Annotated in this window: 14 protein-coding genes; 8 read left to right on the top strand and 6 right to left on the bottom strand. The window is 67.8% G+C overall.

Translation table 11 applies throughout. From position 1 onward, the window contains the following. Positions 1-36: 36 nt before the first annotated feature. Genes ASE58_RS10505 through bglX form a run of 8 tightly spaced genes read left to right on the top strand, consistent with a single transcriptional unit; the run spans position 37 to position 12753 of the window. On the top strand, positions 37-1332 hold the full coding sequence (locus tag ASE58_RS10505; protein WP_055820761.1) for a CitMHS family transporter: 1296 nt from the start codon (positions 37-39) through the stop codon (positions 1330-1332). Beyond that, a complete protein-coding gene (locus tag ASE58_RS10500; protein WP_055820758.1) occupies positions 1329-2702 on the top strand; it encodes an acyclic terpene utilization AtuA family protein in 1374 nt (457 codons plus the stop codon). Before ASE58_RS10505 ends, ASE58_RS10500 begins: the two co-directional genes overlap by 4 nt. Beyond that, positions 2689-2997, top strand: coding sequence for an AtuA-related protein (locus ASE58_RS10495; RefSeq protein WP_055820755.1), 309 nt, complete (start codon positions 2689-2691; stop codon positions 2995-2997). The genes ASE58_RS10500 and ASE58_RS10495 overlap by 14 nt, the downstream gene beginning before the upstream one ends. Further along, positions 2994-4961: an alpha/beta hydrolase domain-containing protein gene (locus ASE58_RS18140; protein ID WP_055820752.1), complete on the top strand. Its 1968-nt coding sequence runs from the start codon at positions 2994-2996 to the stop codon at positions 4959-4961. The genes ASE58_RS10495 and ASE58_RS18140 overlap by 4 nt, the downstream gene beginning before the upstream one ends. After that, a complete protein-coding gene (locus ASE58_RS10485; protein WP_055820749.1) occupies positions 4948-6459 on the top strand; it encodes a tannase/feruloyl esterase family alpha/beta hydrolase in 1512 nt (503 codons plus the stop codon). Before ASE58_RS18140 ends, ASE58_RS10485 begins: the two co-directional genes overlap by 14 nt. After that, on the top strand, positions 6456-8678 hold the full coding sequence (locus tag ASE58_RS10480) for a glycoside hydrolase family 3 C-terminal domain-containing protein (RefSeq protein WP_327196338.1): 2223 nt from the start codon (positions 6456-6458) through the stop codon (positions 8676-8678). Before ASE58_RS10485 ends, ASE58_RS10480 begins: the two co-directional genes overlap by 4 nt. A 30-nt stretch (positions 8679-8708) precedes the next feature. Continuing rightward, a complete protein-coding gene (locus ASE58_RS10475; protein WP_055820746.1) occupies positions 8709-10373 on the top strand; it encodes a carboxylesterase/lipase family protein in 1665 nt (554 codons plus the stop codon). A 25-nt stretch (positions 10374-10398) separates the two neighbouring features. Then, on the top strand, positions 10399-12753 hold the full coding sequence (gene bglX / locus ASE58_RS10470) for a beta-glucosidase BglX (protein WP_200909334.1): 2355 nt from the start codon (positions 10399-10401) through the stop codon (positions 12751-12753). 538 nt (positions 12754-13291) lie between these two features. On the opposite strand, the gene ASE58_RS10465 is transcribed toward bglX, so the two are convergent. The 6 genes from ASE58_RS10465 to ASE58_RS10440 are packed head-to-tail and all read right to left on the bottom strand — an operon-like array spanning position 13292 to position 21767. Further along, on the bottom strand, positions 13292-14371 hold the full coding sequence (locus ASE58_RS10465; protein WP_055820744.1) for a PLP-dependent cysteine synthase family protein: 1080 nt from the start codon (positions 14369-14371) through the stop codon (positions 13292-13294). Continuing rightward, positions 14361-16397 carry a M3 family metallopeptidase gene (locus tag ASE58_RS10460; protein ID WP_055820741.1) on the bottom strand — a complete coding sequence of 679 codons (2037 nt, stop codon included), beginning with the start codon at positions 16395-16397 and terminating at the stop codon, positions 14361-14363. Before ASE58_RS10460 ends, ASE58_RS10465 begins: the two co-directional genes overlap by 11 nt. Before the next feature lie 25 nt (positions 16398-16422). Further along, a complete protein-coding gene (locus ASE58_RS10455; protein WP_055820738.1) occupies positions 16423-17268 on the bottom strand; it encodes a hypothetical protein in 846 nt (281 codons plus the stop codon). Continuing rightward, positions 17265-17591 (bottom strand): thioredoxin family protein, encoded by a 327-nt coding sequence (locus ASE58_RS10450; RefSeq protein WP_055820735.1) that lies wholly within the window; start codon positions 17589-17591, stop codon positions 17265-17267. The genes ASE58_RS10455 and ASE58_RS10450 overlap by 4 nt, the downstream gene beginning before the upstream one ends. A gap of 46 nt (positions 17592-17637) precedes the next feature. Further along, positions 17638-19440 carry an ABC transporter ATP-binding protein/permease gene (locus tag ASE58_RS10445; RefSeq protein WP_235513570.1) on the bottom strand — a complete coding sequence of 601 codons (1803 nt, stop codon included), beginning with the start codon at positions 19438-19440 and terminating at the stop codon, positions 17638-17640. Positions 19441-19457: 17 nt separating this feature from the next. Next, on the bottom strand, positions 19458-21767 hold the full coding sequence (locus ASE58_RS10440; RefSeq protein WP_082467890.1) for a TonB-dependent siderophore receptor: 2310 nt from the start codon (positions 21765-21767) through the stop codon (positions 19458-19460). Between the last annotated feature and the right edge of the window lie 25 nt (positions 21768-21792).

Genomic DNA, 21792 nt, shown 5'->3' with positions numbered 1-21792 from the left:
ATGCGACCAGTTCAAACCAGAAACGGGGTCGGGGGGATGTTGGCACTAACCGGATTGGCGGCGATCGCGGCGTTGCTCGCGGCGATCCTGTCCAATCGCGTATCGCCGCTGGTCGCGCTGATCCTGATCCCGGTCGGGGCAGCGTTGCTGGTCGGGATGAGCGATCAGGTGCCGGCGTTCATCCTGTCCGGACTGGGCAAGATCGCGCCGGTGGCGGGGATGTTCATCTTCGCCATCCTGTTCTTTGGGGTGATGACCGATGCCGGCCTGCTGGCACCATTGGTCGCCCTGGTCGTGCGACTGGTCGGGGACAGCCCTGAACGGATCGCGCTGGGCACCGCGCTGCTGGCGCTGCTGATCCATCTCGACGGGTCGGGGGCGGTGTGCTTCCTCGTGACCATCCCGGCGCTCCGGCCGGTGTATGACCGGATCGGGATGGACCGGCGGGTGCTGGCGTGCACCGCATCAATGGCGGCGGGCGTCAACTTCCTGCCATGGACCGGGCCGACGCTGCGCGCCTCCGCGTCGCTCGGCGTATCGACGTCGTTACTGTTCACGCCGATGATCGGGGTGCAGCTGGTTGGGCTGATGTTCGTCGGGGCGGCATCATGGTGGCTGGGGCGGCGCGAGCGGGTGCGGCTGGCCGGATCGACGACGTTCGCTGCCGGCGACGCCGGACTTGCGCCGGCCCAGCCGGTGGCCGCACCGGTCCACGGCTGGCGCTTCGCGGTCAACATCGTCCTGACGTTGGCGGTGGTCGGCACGATGGTGTCGGGACTGGTCGAACCGGTCGTGGTCTTCATGATCGGCACCGCGCTGGCGCTGCTGGTCAATTATCCCGGTGCCAGGGCGCAGCGCGAGCGGATCGACGCGCACGCCCATGCCGCCCTGCTGATGGCGAGCATCCTGCTGGCGGCCGGGGTGTTCACCGGCGTGATGACCGGATCGGGCATGATCGGCGCGATGGCGGCGGCCGGGGCGGGGCATTTGCCGGCATCGGTCGGCGGGCATCTCGCCGCGATCCTTGCCGTGGTGGCGATGCCGCTCAGCCTCGTCTTCGATCCCGACTCCTTCTATTTCGGCGTGCTGCCGGTGATCGCGGAAATGGGTGCCGGCTTCGGCATCCGGCCCGAGGAGATCGGCCGCGCCGCGCTGCTGGGGCAGATGACGACCGGCTTTCCGATCAGCCCGCTGACGCCGGCAACGTTCCTGGTGGCGGGGTTGAGCGGGATCGAGCTTGGCGCACACCAGCGGTTCGCGATCCCGTGGTTGTTCGCCGCCAGCCTGGTGATGACCGCCGCCGCCCTGCTGATCGGGGTGATCCCGCTATGACTGCGACGCGGTACCAACGGGGTTTCGTCCGGATCGGAGCCGGGTCGGGCTTTGCCGGCGACCGGATCGAACCCGCCATCGAACTGGTCGAACGGGGCGAGCTCGACTTTCTCGTCTTCGAATGCCTCGCCGAACGCACCATCGCCCTTGCGCAGGAACGGTTGCAGGCCGATCCGGGGGCTGGGTTCGACCCGATGCTGGTCGAACGGATGCGGCGCGTCCTGCCCGCCGCCGCTGCGCGCGGGGTGCGGATCATCACCAATGGCGGCGCGGCGAACCCGATCGCCGCCGCCCATGCCGTCGCCCGCGTCGCGCGCGAACTGGGCCTGCCCGGCCTGCGGATCGGTGCGGTCACCGGCGACGACGTTTTGAGCGTGCTGGCGGACAGCGACCTGTCGCTGATCGACGGGGTGGGGACGGTCGCCGCGCTGCGCGACCGGATGGTGTCGGCCAACGCGTATCTGGGGGCGGACGGCATCGTCGCCGCGCTCGATGCCGGGGCCGATATCGTCATCACCGGGCGGGTCGGCGATCCGTCGCTGTTCCTCGCGCCGATGATCCACCGCTTCGGCTGGTCCTCCGACGACTGGGGTCGGATCGGGCGCGGTACGCTGGTCGGGCACCTGCTCGAATGCGCCGGGCAGTTGACCGGCGGCTATTTCGCCGATCCGGGGCGCAAGGACGTGCCCGATCTCGCCCGGCTGGGCTTTCCCTTCGCCGATGTCGATGCGAACGGCGATGCGCTGCTCGGCAAGGTCGCGGGGTCCGGCGGGCTGTTGTCGGTCGCGACCTGCACCGAACAATTGCTCTACGAAATCCTCGACCCGGCCGCCTATCTCCAGGCCGACGTCACCGCCGATTTCAGCCAGGTGCGCTTTGAACAGGTCGCGCACGACCGGGTCGCGGTATCGGGCGGGGCGGGGCGGACACAACCGGCTTCGCTGAAGGTATCGATCGGTTACGACGACGGCTTTATCGGCGAGGGGCAGATTTCCTATGCCGGGCCGGGCGCGGTCGCCCGCGCGCGGCTGGCACTCGGCATCGTGCGCGAACGGCTGGCGCTGACCGGCGCGGACGTTCGCGAAATTCGCTGCGACGTCATCGGGCTGGACGCGGTGACGCGGGCGGCGGACAACCGCGGCGACGGCGGCGGCGAGGTGCGCGCGCGGATCGTCGGGCGCAGTCGGAGTGCAACGGGCGCGCAGGCGATCGGCGCGGAGGTCGAGGCGCTCTATACCAACGGGCCGTTCGGCGGCGGCGGGGTCAGCCGCGGCATCCGCCGGGTGGTCGCCATCGCCTCCTGCCTGATCCCGCGCGACGCGACCGCGCCCCGCGTGCACATCGTGGAGGTCGGCGATGCGGCTGCATGATCTGGCCCATGTCCGCACCGGCGACAAAGGCGACATCTCGCAAATCTCGGTCATCGCCTATCGTGCGGCGGACTATCCGCGGATCGCGCGGGCGCTCGATACGGCGCGGGTCGGTGCGGTGCTGGGCGTGGCCGCCGGAGCGATCCGCCGTTACGAATTGCCGCAGCTGGGCGCGCTCAATTTCGTGCTGGAGGGGGCGCTGAGCGGCGGCGTCACCCGTTCGCTGGCACTGGACGCCCATGGCAAGACGCTGGGCGCGCATCTCCTCGCCCTAGAGATCGGGGACGGCGTATGAGGGGCGCAGGCTGGCCGACGCTGACACTGATCGCCTTGCCGACCGTGGCCGAGGCGCGGGTGACGCGGATCGTGGTCGAACGTAGCGAACCGGCGGGCGACGGCTTCACGATGCTGCGCGGCCGCTATGAGGGCGAACTCGACCCTCGCGATCCCCACAACCGCATCATCACCGACCTGTCGGCGGCCCCGCGTACCCCGCGCGGGACGGTCGCCTATGGCGCGACCTTCGCGATCGTACGGCCGAACGATCCGGCGCAGACCAGCGGCGTGCTGTTCTACGACGTCCCCAATCGCGGCAACGCCCGGATCGAGCCGGACCCTGCCGGCCACATCCGGGTCGTCAGCGGCTGGCAGGGCGATATCGCGCCGCAGCCGGGGGTACAGACCGCGACGGTACCCATCGCCGCCGGACTGACCGGGCCGGTCCTGCAACGCTTCGTCGGCGTCGCGACCGGCAGCGGTAGTGTGCCGATCGTCGGCGGCATCGTCCGCCCGGTCGCGCGTCCGCTGCCGGTATCGCTCGACACCCGCACAGCGCGGTTGTGGACGCAGACATCCGACACGGCGCCGCTGGTCCCGGTCGCGGCGGGCGACTGGGCCTTCGCAGATTGTCGCACGCGCCCGTTCCCGGGGACGCCGGACCCGCGACAGCTCTGCGTACGGGGCGGTTTTGTCACGGACCGGGCCTATACGCTGGTCTATACCGGGCGCGATCCGCAGGTGCTGGGCATCGGTTTTGCGGCGGTGCGCGATCTGGTCGCGTTCCTGCGGCACGGATCGTATGACGATCATGGCAACGCCAATCCGGTCGCCGATCTCGTCCGCTGGCCGATCGTTACCGGCACGTCGCAGTCGGGCAATTTCGTCAAGAGCTTCCTGCATCTGGGCTTCAATGCCGATGAAGCCGGTCGGCGGGTATTCGACGGCGCCAATCCCGATATCGCTGCGCGGCAGGTGCCACTCAACATCCGCTTCGCCGTGCCGGGCGGCGGCGCCGACCTGTTCGAACTGGGCAGCGAGGGCGCGCTGTGGTGGCGCCGCTACCATGACCGCACGCGCGGACGCGGTACCTCCAGCCTGCTCGACCGGTGCCGCGCGAGCAACACCTGTCCCAAGGTCATCGAGACGATTGGCTCGGCGGAAATCTGGGGCTTGCGCCTGTCGCCGGGGCTGGTCGGCACCGATGCCCGCCGCGACCTGCCGCTGCCGGCCGATGTGCGGCGCTATTATTTCGGATCGGTCACCCATGGCGGGTCGCAGCGCGGCGGCTTTCCGCTGGCCGGTGAAGCGACCCCGCCGGGTTATCCGCCCTGTGCGCTGCCGCTGAACCCGGTGCGGACTGCCGATGTCCGCCGGGCACTGCTCGCCCGGCTGGTCGAATGGGTCCGCGACGATCGCACGCCGCCCGACAGCCGCTATCCGACGATCGCCGACGGCACGCTGGTGCGGCCCGGTGCAGCGGCGATGGGATGGCCGGCGATACCGGGCGTGCCGTTGCCGCAGACCGCGCTAAACCTCATGCCCGATTACGACGTGGGGCCCCGGTTCCGCTATGTCGACGAAAGCGGCGTGGCGTCGCGCCAGCCACCGCGCATCCGCCGCATCCTGCCGGCCCGCGTGCCGCGCGTCGACCGCGACGGGAACGAGGTCGGCGGTGTCCCGCTGGTCGCGCTAGCGGTGCCTATCGGTACCTATACCGGGTGGAACGTCCGCACCGCCGGCTATGGCCGTGGCGGGTCGTGCGGCTTTATCGGCGGCTTCGTGCCCTTCGCCCGAACCGAGGCGGAGCGGCGGCAGCGCGGCGATCCGCGTCCGTCGCTGGCGGCACGCTATCGCGACCATGCAGGCTTCGTCGCACAGGTCCGCGCCGCTGCACAGCGGCAGGTGCGCGACGGGTGGCTGCTGCCCGAGGATGCCGCCCGCACTATCGCCGAAGCGGAGGCCAGCGATGTCCTGCGCTGACCCCGCCCGCCTTGCCGGTATCGCCACGGCGATCGCGGCAGTGCTGGTCGGATCGGTCGATGCGACCGCCCGATCCTGTGCCGCGCTGGCGGGACGGGCGACGACGGTGACCGAGGTGGGTGGCGTCTGCCGGGTGAGTGGCGTGCTGCGGCCGGTTGCCGGGTCGCGGATCGGGTATCAGCTGTGGTTGCCCCCACGCGCTGCGTGGAGCGGACGCATGGTGATGCTCGGCAATGGCGGCTATTCGTCTCGGCTGCCGCTGGTTGCAATGACCGAGCAACTGGCGCGGGGCGCGGCGGTGGTCGCGACCGATACCGGCCATGACGGCGACGATCCTGATTTCGCGCTGGGACGACCGCAGGCGATCGTCGACTGGGGCTGGCGCGCGGTGCATCTGAGCGCGGCTGCCGCCCGTCGCGTCTCCACGCGCTATTACGGCCGGGCGCCGCGCTACCGTTATTTCAACGGCTGTTCGACCGGCGGGCATCAAGCGCTGATGGAGGCGCAGCGCTTTCCAGGTGATTTCGACGGGATCGTCGCGGGCGCGCCGGGCGCGGCGCGGGTCCGGCTGAATGCTGCATTCCTGTGGCAATATCGCGCCAACCATCCCACAGGCGACGACTCCCGTGCGATCCTCGGCCAGCGCGAACTGGCGTTGCTGCAACAAGGCGCGCTGGCGACCTGCCGGGTCGAGAACGGCTCCGCCGCGGGCGGCCTTGCCGGCAACAACTGGCTGAACGATCCCGCCGCCTGCCGCTTCGATCCAGGCGTCCTTGCGTGCGTACCCGGCCGGGCCGAACCGTGCCTGTCCGCCGAACAGGTCACGGCCGCCCGCCAGATGTATCGCGGCGCAGTCGCCCCGCGCAGCGGCGTGCGGGTCACCAACCCGTGGCTGCCGGGCAGCGAAGCGGGCTGGGCGGCCTATCTGTCAGACGGTGGGCGACCGCAGCCGGCGCGGACCAGTTTCTGGCGCGTCTGGGCCTTTGCCGATCCGGCATGGTCGTGGTGGCGGTTCGATTTCGGCCGCGACCTCGATCGCGCGGTTCGCACGCTGTCGCCGGTCATCGATGCGGTCGACCCGAACCTAACCCGCTTCCGCGCGTCCGGAGGCAAGCTGCTCCATTATCACGGCCTGGCCGATCCGGTGGTGTCGCCGCTCGATTCCGTTGAATATCATGCTGCCGTCGCCGCTCGCATGCCGACCGCCGATTGGTATCGCCTGTTCCTTGCCCCGGGCATGGGCCATTGCGGTGGTGGTCCGGGCTTCACGCGCTTCGATCCGCAGCAGGCGATCGAGGCATGGGTCGAACAGGGACGCGCGCCCGACCGGCTGATCGCCCGCCGAACCGATCCGGCGGCGAACACCACCCGCCCGCTCTGCCCCTATCCAGCGCGGGCCGTCGAGATCGGCGGCGACCCGGCACGAGCCGACAGTTTCGCCTGCCGCCGTACGACCGACACGAACCAGAACAAAAGAGTGAGGGAGAAGATCGCTTGAAACCCCTGCTGCCCATTGTTGCGGGTATCGCGCTCGCCGCGTCGATGCCGATGCCTGCGGCTGCCCAGACGGCTCCTGTCGCGACCGGCCCGTGGATGGACGAGCGCCAGCCGACCGAGGCGCGCGTTGCTGCGTTGTTGGGGGTGATGACGGCTGAGGAGAAGATGACGTTGATCTTTGGCCAGTTTGCCACCGACTTTCCGCCCAAGCAGTTCACCGCCCCCGCCGGCGCGCGCGAAGGGTCGGCGGGATATGTTCCCGGCATCCCCCGGCTCGGCATTCCGGCGCAGTGGCAGGCGGATGCCGGGATCGGTGTCGCCAGCCAGGGCGGGGCCAAGCGCAAGCGTGAGCGGACCGCGCTCCCCTCCGGCCTCGCCACCGCCGCGACGTGGAACCCGGACCTCGCCAGGCGCGGCGGGGCGATGATCGGGGCGGAAGCCTATGCCTCGGGCTTCAACGTCCTGCTCGGCGGCAGCGTCAACCTGACGCGCGAGCCGCGCAACGGGCGCAATTTCGAATATGCGGGGGAAGACCCGCTGCTTGCGGGCACCATGGCGGGCGCGCAGATCGCGGGCATCCAGTCGCAGCACGTCATCTCGACGATGAAGCATTTCGCGCTGAACGATCAGGAGACCGATCGCAACGCGGGCAATGCGGTGATCGACCCGAAGGCAGCGCACCTGTCCGACCTGCTCGCCTTCGAAATCGCACTGGAACGCGGCGATCCGGGCGCGGTGATGTGCGCCTATAACCGTGTTAACGGCCCGTTTTCGTGCGAGAATCCGTGGCTGCTGACCAAGGTGCTGCGAAGCGACTGGGGCTTCAAGGGTTTCGTCATGTCCGACTGGGGCGCGACCCATTCGACCGAGGCGGCATCGGCGGCGGGGCTGGACCAGCAATCGGGCTATCCCTTCGACGTGAAACCGTTCTTCGGCGAGGATATGCGCCGCGCCATTGCCGAGGGGCGGGTGCCGCCCGCGCGGATCGACGCGATGGTCGGGCGCATCCTCTATGCAATGCTGCGCCACGGCCTGTTCGACCATCCGGTAACCGCCGCGCCATTCGACCTGCCCGCCGACATGCTGGCGCGCAACGGTGCGGTCAGCCGCGCCGATGCGGCCGAGGCGATCGTGCTGCTGAAGAACAGTGGCAACGTCCTGCCGCTGGCGGCGAGCGCGAAGCGGATCCTCGTGATTGGCGGCCATGCCGACAAGGGCGTGCTGGCGGGCGGCGGATCGTCGCTGGTCTATCCCAAGGGCGGCAATGCCGTTCCGGGGCTGCAACCCGCCTTCTGGCCGGGGCCGGTCATGTATTATCCGTCCTCTCCGCTGGAAGCGCTGCGCCGTCGCCTGCCCGGCGCGACGATCGATTTCGTCGACGGCACCGATCGCGCGGCAGCGGCCGCTGCTGCCGCACAAGCCGACCTCGCCATTGTGTTCGCGACCCAATGGGCGGGGGAGGCGTTCGATGTGTCGTTGACGCTGGCGGATAATCAGGACGCGTTGATCGATGCGGTGGCCGGCGCCAATCGTCGCACCGTCGTCGTGCTGGAAAATGGCGGGCCGGTGCTGACGCCATGGGCACCGCGCGTCGCCGGCATCCTGACCGCCTGGTATCCGGGGACGGAGGGCGGGGAGGCGATCGCCGACGTGCTTACCGGGCGGGTCAATCCGTCGGGCCACCTGCCGATGACCTTCCCGGCCACCCTCGACCAGCTGCCCCATCCGCAGCCACCGGTAAAGGGCGAGTTCCGGTATACCGAAGGCGCGACGGTCGGCTATAAATGGTTCGATGCGAAGGGGCTAACCCCGGCCTTCGCCTTCGGCCACGGCCTGTCCTACACCGACTTCCGCTACAGCGATTTGACCCTGACCGCGAAGAACGGCACGATCGAGGCGAGGTTCAAGGTTGCGAACATCGGCCGCGTCGCCGGCAAGGCGGTAGCCCAGCTCTATGCCGCCGCGCCGGGCTGGGAGGCACCCCGCCGCCTCGCCGGCTTTGCCAAGGTCGATCTGGCTCCCCGCCAGGGCCGCACGGTCAGCATCGCCGTCGATCCGAGATCGGTGTCCGACTATGACGTCGCCGGCAGCTGCTGGCGACCGACGACCGGCCGAATCGGCTTCACCCTCGGCGGATCGTCCGCCGACCGCGCCGCCCAAGCCGATCTGACCCTTCCCGCCGCGGCGCTGAAGGGCGCCCGGCTCTGCCCCGCTTTCTGACCTCGCCCAACCCGGAGGGATTCTTAACCGATGAACCGCATCACCAAAGCATTGATCGTCGCCACCGCGCTGACCGCCATTCCCGCCGCCGCCCAGTCGACCGGCCCGACGATCCGTACCGTTAACGGTACCGTCCGCGGCCAGCTGGCCGAGGGCGTCGAAAGCTGGAAAGGTATTCCCTTCGCCGCCCCGCCGGTCGGCCCGCTGCGCTGGCGTGCGCCGCAACCGGCCGCGAAATGGACCGGGGTGCGCGACGCCACGCAATATAGCGCGGACTGCATGCAGAAACCGTTCCCCAGCGACGCCGCGCCGCTTGGCACCACCCCGGCCGAAGACTGCCTTTACGCCAATGTCTGGCGGCCGGCAGGGGCAAAGGGCAAGCTGCCGGTGCTGGTGTGGATCTATGGCGGCGGCTTCGTGAACGGTGGCGCGTCGCCGCCGACCTATGCCGGTGCCAACATGGCGAAGAAGGGCGTGGTGTTCGTCAGCTTCAACTACCGCGTCGGCCGGTTCGGCACCTTCGCGTTGCCGCAACTGACCGCGGCGAATGCCGATGGCGGGCGGCTGGGCAATTACGGGATCATGGATCAGGTCGCGGCGCTGCAATGGGTGAAGCGCAACATCGCATCCTTTGGTGGCGATCCGGCGAACGTGACCATTTCGGGCGAGAGCGCCGGCGGCATCTCGGTCCATGCGCTCGTCACCTCGCCCGAGGCGAAGGGCCTGTTCGACAAGGCGGTGGTGATGTCGGGCGGCGATGCGAAGGCATTCACCGGCAACACGTTGGCGGACGTGGAAAAGATCGGCGGCAACTTCGCCCGGACCAAGGGCATCGACCCTGCCGCCCCCGACGCACTGCAACGGTTGCGGGCGCTGTCGGCGGAGGATGTGCTCGACGGGCTGAACATGGCGCAGATGTCCGGGCGCAACGGCGCCCCGCCGACCAATTCGGGACCGTTCGTCGACGGCAAGGTCGTGGTCGATGTGCGCAAGGCGTATGAGCAGGACCGGTTCGCCCGGATGCCGATGATGATCGGGGCGACCAGCGCCGATATCGGTGGCAAGAGCGGCTTCATGATCGCCGGCGGGCGCGAGGCATCGGCGATGATCGCCGACAAGGGCGTGCCGGTCTATGGCTATCGCTTCTCCTACGTCGCCGATTCCATCGGGCAGGGCGGGGCGCAGCACGCGACCGATATCCCGTATTTCTTCGACAACACCCGCATCAAATATGGCGCGCAGACGACCGCCAAGGATGAGGGCGTCGGCGAAGCGATGAGCAGCTATCTCGCCAATTTTGCCAAACGCGGCGATCCGAACGGCGGCACGCTGCCCAACTGGCCGCGCTTTACCCGTGCCAACGACACGATCGCCGACTTCGCCGCCGACGGGAAGGTCGTGGTCGCGCGCGATCCGTGGGGTGCGGATATCGATCGGCTGTCGCAGGCATTGGCGGCGGCCAAGGCATCGGGGCGCTACACGACGCTGACGACGCCGATCGGCGAACTGCTCGACAATCCCGCGACGCGCGCGGTGCTCGAACGGCATGTCCCCGCCTTCCTCAAGAACCCGCAGCTCGACATGGCGCGCGGCACGACGCTGTACGGGCTGCAGACCTATCTGCCCGACCAGTTCACCGACCCGTTGCTCGCAACGATCGACCGCGATCTCGCGGCCGTTCCGGTCAAGAAGTAAGATGACGAACGGGGGGAGGATCGGAATGCGCAGGATGATGATGGCCGCCGGTGCAGTGGCACTGGCGGCGGGTGCGGTCGCCGCCGGAACGCCGCTTGCCGCGCGGCAGGCCGGGGCGGCGGCGCAACCGTGGATGAATGCCCGGTTGAGCGCCGAACAGCGCGCCGACCTGCTGCTGCGCGCGATGACGCTGGAGGAAAAGGCCGGGCAGGTGTCGCAGCAGTTCATGTTCGGCGCGTTCGAACAGTTCGCACCGGTGGTGAAGCAGGGCAAGGTCGGGTCGCTGCTGTTCGTCACCGACCCCGCCGTCATCAACCGGTTGCAGCGGGTTGCGGTCGAAGAGACCCGGCTGAAGGTGCCGCTGATCTTCGGCTATGACGTCATCCACGGGTTCCGCACGATCTTTCCGGTGCCGATCGCCAATGCCGCATCGTGGGACCCGGCGGGCGTCGAGCGGGCGCAGGCGGTCGCCGCGGCCGAAGCGCGCGCGGTCGGCATCCACTGGGCATTCGCGCCGATGGTCGATATCGCGCGCGACCCACGCTGGGGCCGGATCGTCGAGGGCGCGGGCGAGGACCCGTTCCTCGGATCGGCGATGGCGCGCGCGCAGGTGAAGGGGTTTCAGGGGCCGGCGATCGGTGCGCCCGGCCATATCGTCTCCGGCCCCAAGCATTTCGCCGGCTATGCCGCAGCAGAAGGTGGTCGCGATTACGACAGCGTCTATCTCTCGGAATCGCAGCTCTACAACGTCATCCTGCCGCCCTTTGCCGCGGCGGTACAGGCGGGCGCGGGTAACGTCATGAGCGCCTATATGGACCTGAACGACGTGCCGGCGGTCGGTAACAAATGGCTGTTGACGGATGTGCTGCGCGACCAGATGGGCTTTGACGGCTGGGTCGTGTCCGATGCCAACGGCACCAAGAATCAGGTCGTCCAGCATTTCGCCCGCGACGAGGCCGATGCCGCGGTGCGCAGCATCGATGCCGGCAACGACATGGAAATGTCGTTCGGCCCCGCGGCTTCGGCGGAGACGCTGGCGACGTCGGTGCGTGCCGGGAAACTGACCGAAGCGGTGCTCGACCGCGCGGTTCGCCGCATCCTTACGACCAAATTCCGCATGGGGCTGTTCGAGAACCCCTATGTCGACGAGGCGCAGGCGAAGGTGACGCTGGCCGACCCTGCCCATCGCCGCGAGGCGCAGGCGGCAGCCGAGCGTTCGTTCGTGCTGCTGAAAAACGAGGGCGGCGCGCTGCCGCTGGTGGCGGGCGCGCACAAGCGGGTTGCGGTGATCGGGGCGATGGCCAATTCGAAGCGCGACATGCTGGGGCCTTGGGCGTTCCAGTACGATCTGCCCGAAACGGTCACGGTGTTCGAGGGCGTCCGCGACCGGCTGGGGTCGGCGGCGACGGTCGAGACGGCGCCGGGCGTACAGCTCAAGCGCAACGTGCCGTCGATGTTCGAGGCGATCACCATCCCCGGCGTCGCCAAGCCCGAACCGCGCTGGGACGCGGCGCGTGCCGCGAACGAGTTCGACCGCGCGGTGGCGCTTGCCAAGCGTTCCGACCTGATCGTCCTGACGCTGGGCGAGGCGGAGGATATGAGCGGCGAGGGGGCATCGCGCTCCGATCTCAAGCTGCCGGGTGACCAGTTGCGCCTGTTCGAGGCGATGCTGGCGACCGGCAAGCCGGTGCGGGTGGTGACGATGAGCGGCCGTCCGCTCGAACTGGGCGCGGTGCTGGAGCGCGCGCCGGCGATCCTCCATGCCTGGTATGGTGGTACCCGCGGCGGCACCGCGATCGCGCGCACGCTGTTCGGCGACGTCAATCCCGGCGGGAAGCTGCCCGTGACATGGCCGCGCACCGTCGGGCAGGTGCCGATCTATTACGCGCACAACACGACCCATGCGCCCAAGGAGCAGGGCAAGCGTTATTGGGATATTCCGTCAACGCCGCAATTCCCGTTCGGCTATGGGCTGAGCTATACGACCTTCGAGATCGGCGCGCCGGTGCTCGACAGCGCGACCATGGCCCCCGGCGGGCGGGTCGTCGTGTCGGTACCGGTAACCAACCGCGGCACCCGCGCCGGGGACGAGGTGGTGCAGCTCTACCTCCACCAGCAATCGGGCAGGGCGTCGCGGCCGGTCCGCGAGCTGAAAGGGTTCGAACGCGTGTCGCTGCGCCCCGGCGAGCAGCGAACGGTCCGCTTCGAGCTTGACGAACAAAGCCTGCAATATTGGAGCAGTGCCGCCAGGGGATGGGTGGTCGATCCCGGCACGTTCGATCTCTGGGTCGGTGCAAGTTCGAGTGCCGACGCGCACACGACGTTTCGAGTGGCCGGTCTTCCCCGGCCGGGCCTTGGCTGGCGGGCTGGGAAAAAATGAACTAACGGCGGGTTGTGGGTTACCTCACTGCGACGGGGGATGGCGGCGGTCAGGATTTGCCCGACGTCGACGCACGCCCTCGCGAATCCTCGCTGATAAACGTGGCGGGCGTGTCATTGTCGCTGCGCGTGTCGGCAAGGTCGACGCCGGTCATGATTGGTATAGCGCATGTTGAGAGTCTGTTCGCCTTCGCTGGCCCACCGCCCCGACAACGCGACCGTCACTGCACCCGATCACAGCATCGCTGAAGGTCCGCCGCCCTTGACCACCGGTGCATCACCGGTGCCCTCGACAGAGACGAGCGGGCCGCTGGAGCCCGGCTGGCACGCCGTCAGCAACAATGGGACCGCTTGATGGGCTGAGCTATTTTTCGACGGGTCTCGCTATTGGGCCCGCCGAAATCGCGATCGGTCTTCAGCCAATTAGCGCACTGAAAGGCTTCCACCGCGTCCAGTGTCGTGGATCGACTGCGTCCGACAAGTCCGGCGGCATGATACGCGTCGAGATAGTCCAGCGCTACTAATCGGTCCCGTATGGCCTAGATCGCAGTCGTCATCGCCCGGATCGCTGCTTCGGCTGCCCGCCATTCGATACCACGGGCTTCCAGCCAGCGATCGTCGTGGTAGGTGCACGAATAGCGTTCGCCGCCGTCGCACAGGATGGTGACGATCGAACCCTGTTCGCCTGCCGCGTGCATCTCGGCAACGATCCGCGCACAGGCGACAAGGTTCGTGCCGGTCGATCCGCCCACGCGGCGTCCCAAGCGGTCGGAGATCGCGCGCATGGCGCCAATGCTGTCGCCGTCCCCGACCGCGATCATCCGATCGATCACGGAGGGTATGAAGCTGGGTTCGACCCGCGGCCGGCCGATCCCCTCGATCCGGCTCGCACAGCCATCCGCCAGCGCTGTCACCGAGCGATCTTCGAAATGGCGATGGAATACCGAATTAACCGGATCGGCAACGCAAAGGCGGGTCGCATAGCGCCGATAGCCGATATACCGGCCGATCGTGGCCGACGTGCCCCCGGTTCCAGCACCGCAGACAACCCAGGCCGGAATGGGCTGCTCCTCCGCCGCCATCTGTGCAAAAATGCTCTCGGCGATGTTGTTGTTGCCGCGCCAGTCGGTGGCCCGCTCAGCATAGGTGAACTGGTCGAGATAATGCCCCCGCGTCTCGGCGGCAAGCCGGTGGGCGACGTCGTAGACGGTTCGCGGATCGTCGACTGCATGAATTTCGCCACCGTGGAAACGGATCGCGTCGAGCTTGGGTGCGGCTGTGGCCGCCGGCACCACCGCAATGAAGCGCAGCCCCAGCATCCGCGCGAAATACGCTTCGCTGACGGCGGTCGATCCCGACGAGGCTTCGATGATGCAGGTGTCCGGCCCGATCCAGCCATTGCACAGCGCGTAAAGGAACAGCGACCGCGCGAGGCGATGCTTCAGGCTGCCGGTCGGATGGCTGCTCTCGTCCTTCAGATACAGGGTGATGCCCGGATAGCGCGGCAGGTCCAGCCGTATCAGGTGTGTGTCCGCCGATCGGTTATAGTCGGCCTCGATCCGGCGGATCGCTTCGCTACGCCATGACCGGACGCCGTCGCCGTTCGGATCAGCGGGCATCGGCGGTCAGTCCATGGCGGACCAGCATGGCGGCCGGGTCGGCATCGCGCCCGCGAAACGCGCGGAAACTGTCGGCGGCCGGGCGACTGGCCCCGCGTGCCAGGACCTCCTTGCGAAATTTCGCGGCGACGGAACGGTCGATCCGCCCTCCTTCAACAAAGTGCTGGAAACCGTCGGCCGCAAGCACTTCAGCCCATAGATAGCTGTAATAGCCCGACGCATATCCGGACGCGAAGATGTGCAGGAAGGCATGGGGGAAACGATGCCATGCCGGCGGGTGCACCACTGCCACTTCCGCACGCACGGCCTCCATCACCGCGATCGGATCGTCGCCCAGCGTGCCGAGATGAAGCAGCAGGTCGAACAGCGCGAATTCGATCTGCCGCACGAGGAACATCCCCGCCTGGAAATGACGCGCGCCAAGCATCCGGTTGAACAGTGCGTTCGGCAAAGGCTCGCCGGTCTGGTAATGGCCTGACATGCCGGTCAGCATGTCGCGGTCCCACGCGAAATCTTCCATCAACTGGCTCGGCAGTTCGATCGCGTCCCATTCAACCCCGGAGGTGCCGGCGATGCTCGGCCGGTCGACCTCGGTGCACAGAAGATGGAGGCAATGGCCGGTTTCGTGCAGCAGCGTCACGACCTCGCGGTGGGACAGCAGCGCCGGAGTGTCGGAACCGTTGGGCGCGAAATTGCAGGTCAGATAGGCGACCGGCACCTGGCGGACATTGCCGTCGTTCAGCCGCGATCGCGCGCCCGCCATCCACGCGCCGCCCCGCTTGCCTGGCCGCGCATGAAGGTCGACATAGAGGCCCGCAAACACCGTGCCCTCCGCATCCACCGCATCGTAATAACAGCCATCGGAGTGCGGCAGCGCCACGTCGTCGCGCGCGACGAAGCGGATGCCGTACAGCCGCTCGACCAGACCATGCCAGCCGGCGATGACACGGTCGACCGGGAAATAGGCGCGTACCTCCGCCTCGTCGATGGCGTGACGCTGCGACCGCAGCCGGTCCGATGCGAAGCCGACATCCCATGGCTGGAGGTCGTCGATCTCCAGTTCCATGGCGGCGAAATCCCGCAATACCGCCATCTCGCGTTCGGCGAACGGGCGAGCGCGAGCGGCGAGATCGCGCAGGAACGCCAGCACCTCGCCGGCATTCGGTGCCATCTTGCTCGACAACGACCACTCGACCGGATCGGCAAAGCCCAGCAGCGCGGCGCCTTCGCGCCGGAGCGCGACGATCCGGGCGATCCGTTCACTATTGTCGAACTGTCCGGCATGCGGTCCCTGGTCCGACGCCCGCGTGTTGAAGGCGTGATAGACCCGTTCGCGTAAGGCCCGGTTCTCAGCAAAGGTGAGGATCGCGCCGACGCTGGGCTGCTGCAACGTCACCAGCCAGCCGTCCAGCCCGCGTGTCCGGGCAGCGGCGGCGAACATCGCCTTGTCGCGCGGCGACACCCCGGCGAGCAGCGCTTCGTCGGTCACCTGTTCGCTCCACGCATCGGTCGCATCGAGCACTGCGCTGGCAAACCCATTGCCGAGTGCCGAAATCTCCATCGAAATCTCGGCAAAGCGCGCCCGCGCCTCGGGTGGCAGCGCGACGCCCGACAAGGTGGCATCGCGGATCGCATGTTCGACCGCCACCCGGTCGGCCAACGGCAGGGTGGCGAAATCGGGCGATGCCGCCAGCTTGACGTGCAGGTCGTGCAGGTCACGATTCTGCTGGATGCGCATTCCCGCCGCGACCAGCTGTGATTGGGCGGCGGCATGGGCCGCACGCAGGGCGGGGGTGTCGGCGACCGCCTGCAGCTGGGTCACCGCCGACCAGAGCGCGTCGATCGCGACGCTGCCGCGCTCCATCGGCAGCCAGGCCTCGGCAAAGCTGGCCGGCGCGGTTGCGATCAGATGCGCGACGGTCGCCTCCTGCTCGGCCAGTAGCGCGGTGACGGCGGGGCCGATCGCTTCCGGCGTGATCGCCGGAAAGGGCGGCAGGGTGGTGGCGTCGGCAAGGGGGTGGGTCATCGGAAATCCTGCACGGTATCGGAAATCAAAGCGTCGTCGCGGCGAGGTGCCACAGCACGATGGCGGGAACCGATCGGGCGCGGACGGTGTGGCGATCATTGGCCCGCGCCAGCTGCGCCTCGAACGCCCAGGCCATTTCCGGGCTGCGCGCACGGAAAAGGGCCGGGATGTCGACCGGTTCGCCCGCTTCGCGTAGCGGTTCGGTCTCGCTGAAAATCTCACCGAGCATGGCAAGAGCGCTGGCGCGCTCCTCCTCGCCAAATTCCGGGTCGGGCGTGCGGTTCACGTCCTGGATCCAGGCAGCGATCAAGGTCGTGAGCACCGATGTACTGGTTCGCAGCGGCCAGCAGGCAGTGGCGCAGGCCTTCAGCGCGGCACGCACGTCGCTGCTTGGCGCTTCGCCCTCCGCCGCCTGCTCCAAGCGCTCGCGCAGCGCGGACCAGGTGCGCCGCGCCGGAGGCGCATCCTCGTCTTCGGCACGGTACAGGCTGCGCAGATCGTCGTAAAAGGGCGTCGCCAGGCGATCGGCTTCCATCGCGATCAGGAAATGCGCGGCGATCCGCTCCGGCACGAACGACAGGTCGGCACCGACCGCGACATCGTGCACCCATTGCAGCGCCACGTCGGCGCGATCATATTCGCTCGCCCAACCGGTCAGCGGATCGAGCAGGCCGGCCAGCGCCATCGGATAGCCAAACCGCTCCGCATAATCGGCGCTGCTCCCCCCCTTCGTCGACACGCCCAGCGGCGAACCGCTGTGGCCGTCCCATTGCGTCGCCCCGAAGCGCAGCGATCCTTCGGCGGCATGGCGTTCGAGCCGCGCCAGCAGCGCCGCCTTGACCGCCGCGTCCCCCCTGAACGCTCCGCTCACAAATGGCTCTCCAGCCACAGGGTCAACTGCGCGCGCGACCGTAGGCCGACGATCCGGTCGATTTCCACGCCGCCCCGGCACAGCGCCAGCGTAGGCAGGGAGCGGGCGGCGAAGCGTTCGGCCAGAGCCTGGTCGCGGCTGACATCGGCCTTGTACACCTGCACCTCGCCGGCGAAATCGGCGGCCAGGTCCTCGAGGATCGGTGCTAGCGCCTTGCATGGCGCGCACGTCGGCGACCACAGGTCAAGCAGGACCATTGCCGCCCCGTCCGCCGTGGCGGTCGCGAAATCCATGCCGGTAATGTCGGTAATTTTGGCAGCCATCTATCTTCCTTGCGCGGCGCAGAGGCGCGCCATCCGGGACGCGATGTCAGTCGCGCGGGAGTGAATCCTCGACGGCGGCGGCATGCGCCTGACCATCGGCGAAGGTGAGGGTGTGGGTGTGATGCGCCAGCAGCGTCTCGTCATGGACGACGCTGATGACCGTCGCCTCCGGGAGATAGGTGGCCAGGCTGTCGTAGAAATTCCGGGCGTTGCCGGCGTCGAGCGCGCTCGTCGCCTCGTCCAGCACCAGCAGCGTCGGGCGGTGCAGCAGCACCCGTGCCAGCGCGATGCGCTGCTGCTCGCCGGGGGACAGTTCCTCCTGCCACAACCGCACGCCGTGCAGTTCCCCGGCCAGATGGCCCAGCCGCACCCGGTCGAGCAGCGCGGCGATATGCGCGTCGTGATGATCCTCGGGCTGGTCGGGGAAGCACACCGCCGCCTTCAGCGTACCCAGCGGCAGGTACAGGCGCTGCGGGACGAACATCGCGCGGCTGTCGTCGGCCAATGCCACGCTGCCCGCGCCATCGGGCCAGAGGCCGGCGAGCGCACGCACCAGCGTCGACTTGCCGGTGCCCGACGCGCCACGCAATGCCCAGCGTTCGCCCGCGCCGATGCTCCAGTCACCGATCGTGACCAGGGCACCCCCATGCGGGCGGTTCAGCGCCAGCCCCTGCGTCGCGAGCACGATTCCGGCGGGCGTCCCGGCCCCGACCGCGATACCGGCCGGCCGCGCATCATCGATCGCGTCGTCCAGCCCCTTGATACGGTTGAAGTAGCTGACCTGCTGACCGATCAGCTGATAGCTGCGCACGAAATAGCCGAGCTGCATGCCGAGCTGCGAAAAGGCATCGCGCCCTGCCATCAGCTGGCCGAATGTCATCCCACCCGCGAAATAGCCCGGCACCATGATGAACAGTGGCAGCACCGTGCCCATCCGATCATAGATGCTGCTCGCGGCAGTGATGCCGAGCGAGCTGTAGATGACCGAACGGAAGTTCAGTCGTACCGAGTCGAACGACCGCTCCACCGCCTGACGCTCGGTCGCGACCGCACCGGCCAGACCGATCTGGGCGGCGTTGCGGCGGACATGGATCAACCCGGCGCGGAAATCCGCCTCACGATGCTGCTGGCGCATCATCGCGCGGATGAAGGGCTGGCCGATCCTAGTCATCAGCCACGAACCGACGATCGCATAGGCGACAGCATACCACACCGTACTGCCGGGGATCGAAACGGCCGTACCGCCGAGCGAGAAGGTGATCGGCGGCGCGGTTTCCAGAAGCACCATGGCAAAGGTCACGGCGGTCACGATCGATCCGATCAGCCGCAGGACGATATGCAGCGCGCCGATATTCATGCCGACCGCGGCGGTGATGTTGTTCAGGTCGTCGGCGATCCGCTGGTCGGGATTGTCGATGATCCGCAGCCGTTCGATCTCGGCATAGCGGTTCCGGTTCATCCAGCGGTCGAGATAGTCGCGCGTCAGGTAGGTTCGCCAGCGGATCGACAACAGCCCGTCGATCAGGTTCTCCGTCAGGATCATGACGATCTGCATCGCCATGATCCCGAGGAAGACGAGCATCAGAGGAACCAGCTGCGCCTGATCGCGCTGTTCGATCACGTCGAAGAACTGCTGCTGCCAACGATTGGCGCGCAGCAGGATGAAGGCCGTGCCGAATTGGAAGAACAGCAGCGTGATCAGGGCGAACCACGCGAATTTCCAGTCCGGCGACGTCCAGTAGCTGCTGACCAGCCGCCACGCGTCGCGCCACCTGGCGGTAGCGGCCTGGGGTTGGGCGAGGCCCGTCTCGCGACGGACCTCCCCACTCTGCGTCGGCTGTGGCATCATGGGCTAAAGATCCTCGATCAGAAGAAGCGATAGCCGACGGTAAGCCGCCAGGTACGCGGTTCGCCAAGCGGAACATAGCTGGTGGCGCGGGTCGGGTTGAAATTCTCGCGGTCGAACAGGTTGCGCACGCCGATGTTCAGGTCGAGCCGACCGATGGACAGGAACCCGTTCAGGTTTGCCTGAACCGCAGCCGGCAGGGTGTAGAGGCCACGCGTGTCGATGAACGAGCTCGACCGCCCGGTGACCCCGGCACCCAGCCCGGCCTTGGTCGTCCCTCCGAACCGATGCTCGTACGATGCATAGAGATTGTAGACGTCGCGCGGTTCACCCGCGGTCACGAGCCCGACACTCGCCGACGTCTGAAGCAGGCGATATTTGGTGCGGGTGAACGCCCCGGATACCGTCAGCCCGCGCAGTGGTTCGCCGCTGATGTTCAGGTCGACGCCACGGCCCAACATGCCGGGGATAGCCCGCTGGAACGATGGGCTTACCGGGTCGCGTTCCAACGAGATGTTCTGACGGATGCTGAACCAGGACGCGTTGATGAGCACCCGCTTGTTGAACAGATCCCATTTCACGCCGGTTTCGGTGTTCCGGCTTTCGATATCGGGCAGACGATTGCCGAGCCGGTCGAACGTGAATGTCGGCCGGTACCCGTAGGCAAGCGTGCCGAAGACCGAAAAATTGTCGCTGATGTCGACGACCGCGCCGTAATTTGGCGTCGTCGCCGCAAGATTGGTTGAGGACGAGCTGGGCCGGCGGCCGGTGATGACGCTGCTCGTCTTGATTTCGTTGCGGCGCAGGCCGGCGGACAGGTGGATGGAACCAAGGCCGACGAGATACTGGCCGTAGAAGCCGGTTTGCAGCGTGCCGATCGTCCCCGTTTCGTTGCCGAACTTGATCGCCAGCGCCGGCAGCTCCTGCGGGGGAGTCGTCAGGAAATTGTACGGGAACATGCCCCCGTCATCAGCATAGAGCGCCTTCACGTCCGTGTCGGTCCGGGTAAAGCCGGCGACCAGCTTGTGGGTGACGCTGCCGGTTTCGAACGCGATGCGGGCGAAGCTGTCGATCGCATCACTTTTCGACGTCTGTCGCGTGCCGCTGCGCGACAGCAGCAGCAGGCCGCTGTTGTTGAGCACGGCGAAAGGCGAATACTGGCGCAGCGCGAAGCTGACGTTCTGATGCTGGACGCGAGCGACGACGGTCAGCCAGTCGGTAACCTTCTGCGTGATTTCGCCGTTGAATTGGGTGGTGCCGATCTGCACGCCCTGGTCCGGCCCGCCCACCAGCCGGCGCCCTCCGGGCAAGTCGAACGGCTTCCCCGTCGCGGTGTTGAGAAGCGTGTAGGGGACCATGCCGAACAGCTGGGCGCCGATCGACGCCGACACGATGACGTCGGTCACGGCGTTCTTGTACCGGATCGATGGCGCGAACAGGTAATCCTCGTCACCGCGATAGCCGCCGAAGTTACGATCGGCATCGGCGACCGTTGCGATGATGCGGGCGCTCAAGCGGTCATCGCTGGAAATCGCACGATTGGCGTCAAGCGTGCCGCGGATCAGCCCGAACGATCCGGTGTCGAACGATGCGTATAGCCGCTCCTGTGCGTTTGGCTTCTTGGTGACGATGTTGATCGTACCGCCCAGGTTGTCGCCGCCCAGCAGGATCGCGTCGGGGCCCTTCAGCACCTCGATCCGTTCGATGTTGGCGAGCGACTGGGTCGTGCCCGCCGCGAAAGTCGAATTGGAGGCCGACGGTAACCCGTTGACCGCGCCCTGCGCCGAAAATCCGCGCACCGTATAGCCGACGCCGCCCTGCACGGTCGCGGTGTTGACCACCACGCCGCCCGCGTTGGCCAGCGCCTCGGTCATCGACTGCGCCTGTTGCTGCTGCAACAGCTTGGCAGAGATCACCTGCGTATTGCGCGCCTGGTCGCGCAGCGACTGCCCAAACCGCGACGAGCTGGTGCTGCCACGGACCAGCACGTTCAGTTCCGCCTCGTTCGGCCGCGCCGTCACGATGATGTCGTTGGCGATGGTGATGACCCCCGCATCATCCACCATGACCGCGACGGGCAGGCCGCGGGTAGCCTGCGCAACGGCATCGCGTTCCGACGTGGCGTCCTTCACCGGACGCGAGGTGATGCCGCGCACCGCATCGGGATCGATGTTGACCGGCTTGCCCCATTCGGCGGCGATACGCTGCAAGGCTTCGCTGAGCGGCAATGCCGGCTGCGACAGGCTCCGTGCCTGGGCCAGCGCCATTCCGGGCACGGAGGCGGCGGCAAGCACCAGCATGCTGGCGGCGACAACGTGACGTGTACGCATGTTTTTCCCTTCCCCTTTTTGATAT

It is taken from the genome of Sphingomonas sp. Leaf9 (assembly GCF_001421355.1).
In the GTDB taxonomy this organism is placed as follows: domain Bacteria; phylum Pseudomonadota; class Alphaproteobacteria; order Sphingomonadales; family Sphingomonadaceae; genus Sphingomonas.
The sequence above is the reverse complement of the archived record's forward strand: the minus strand, read 5'-3'. Positions and strand labels throughout refer to the sequence as shown.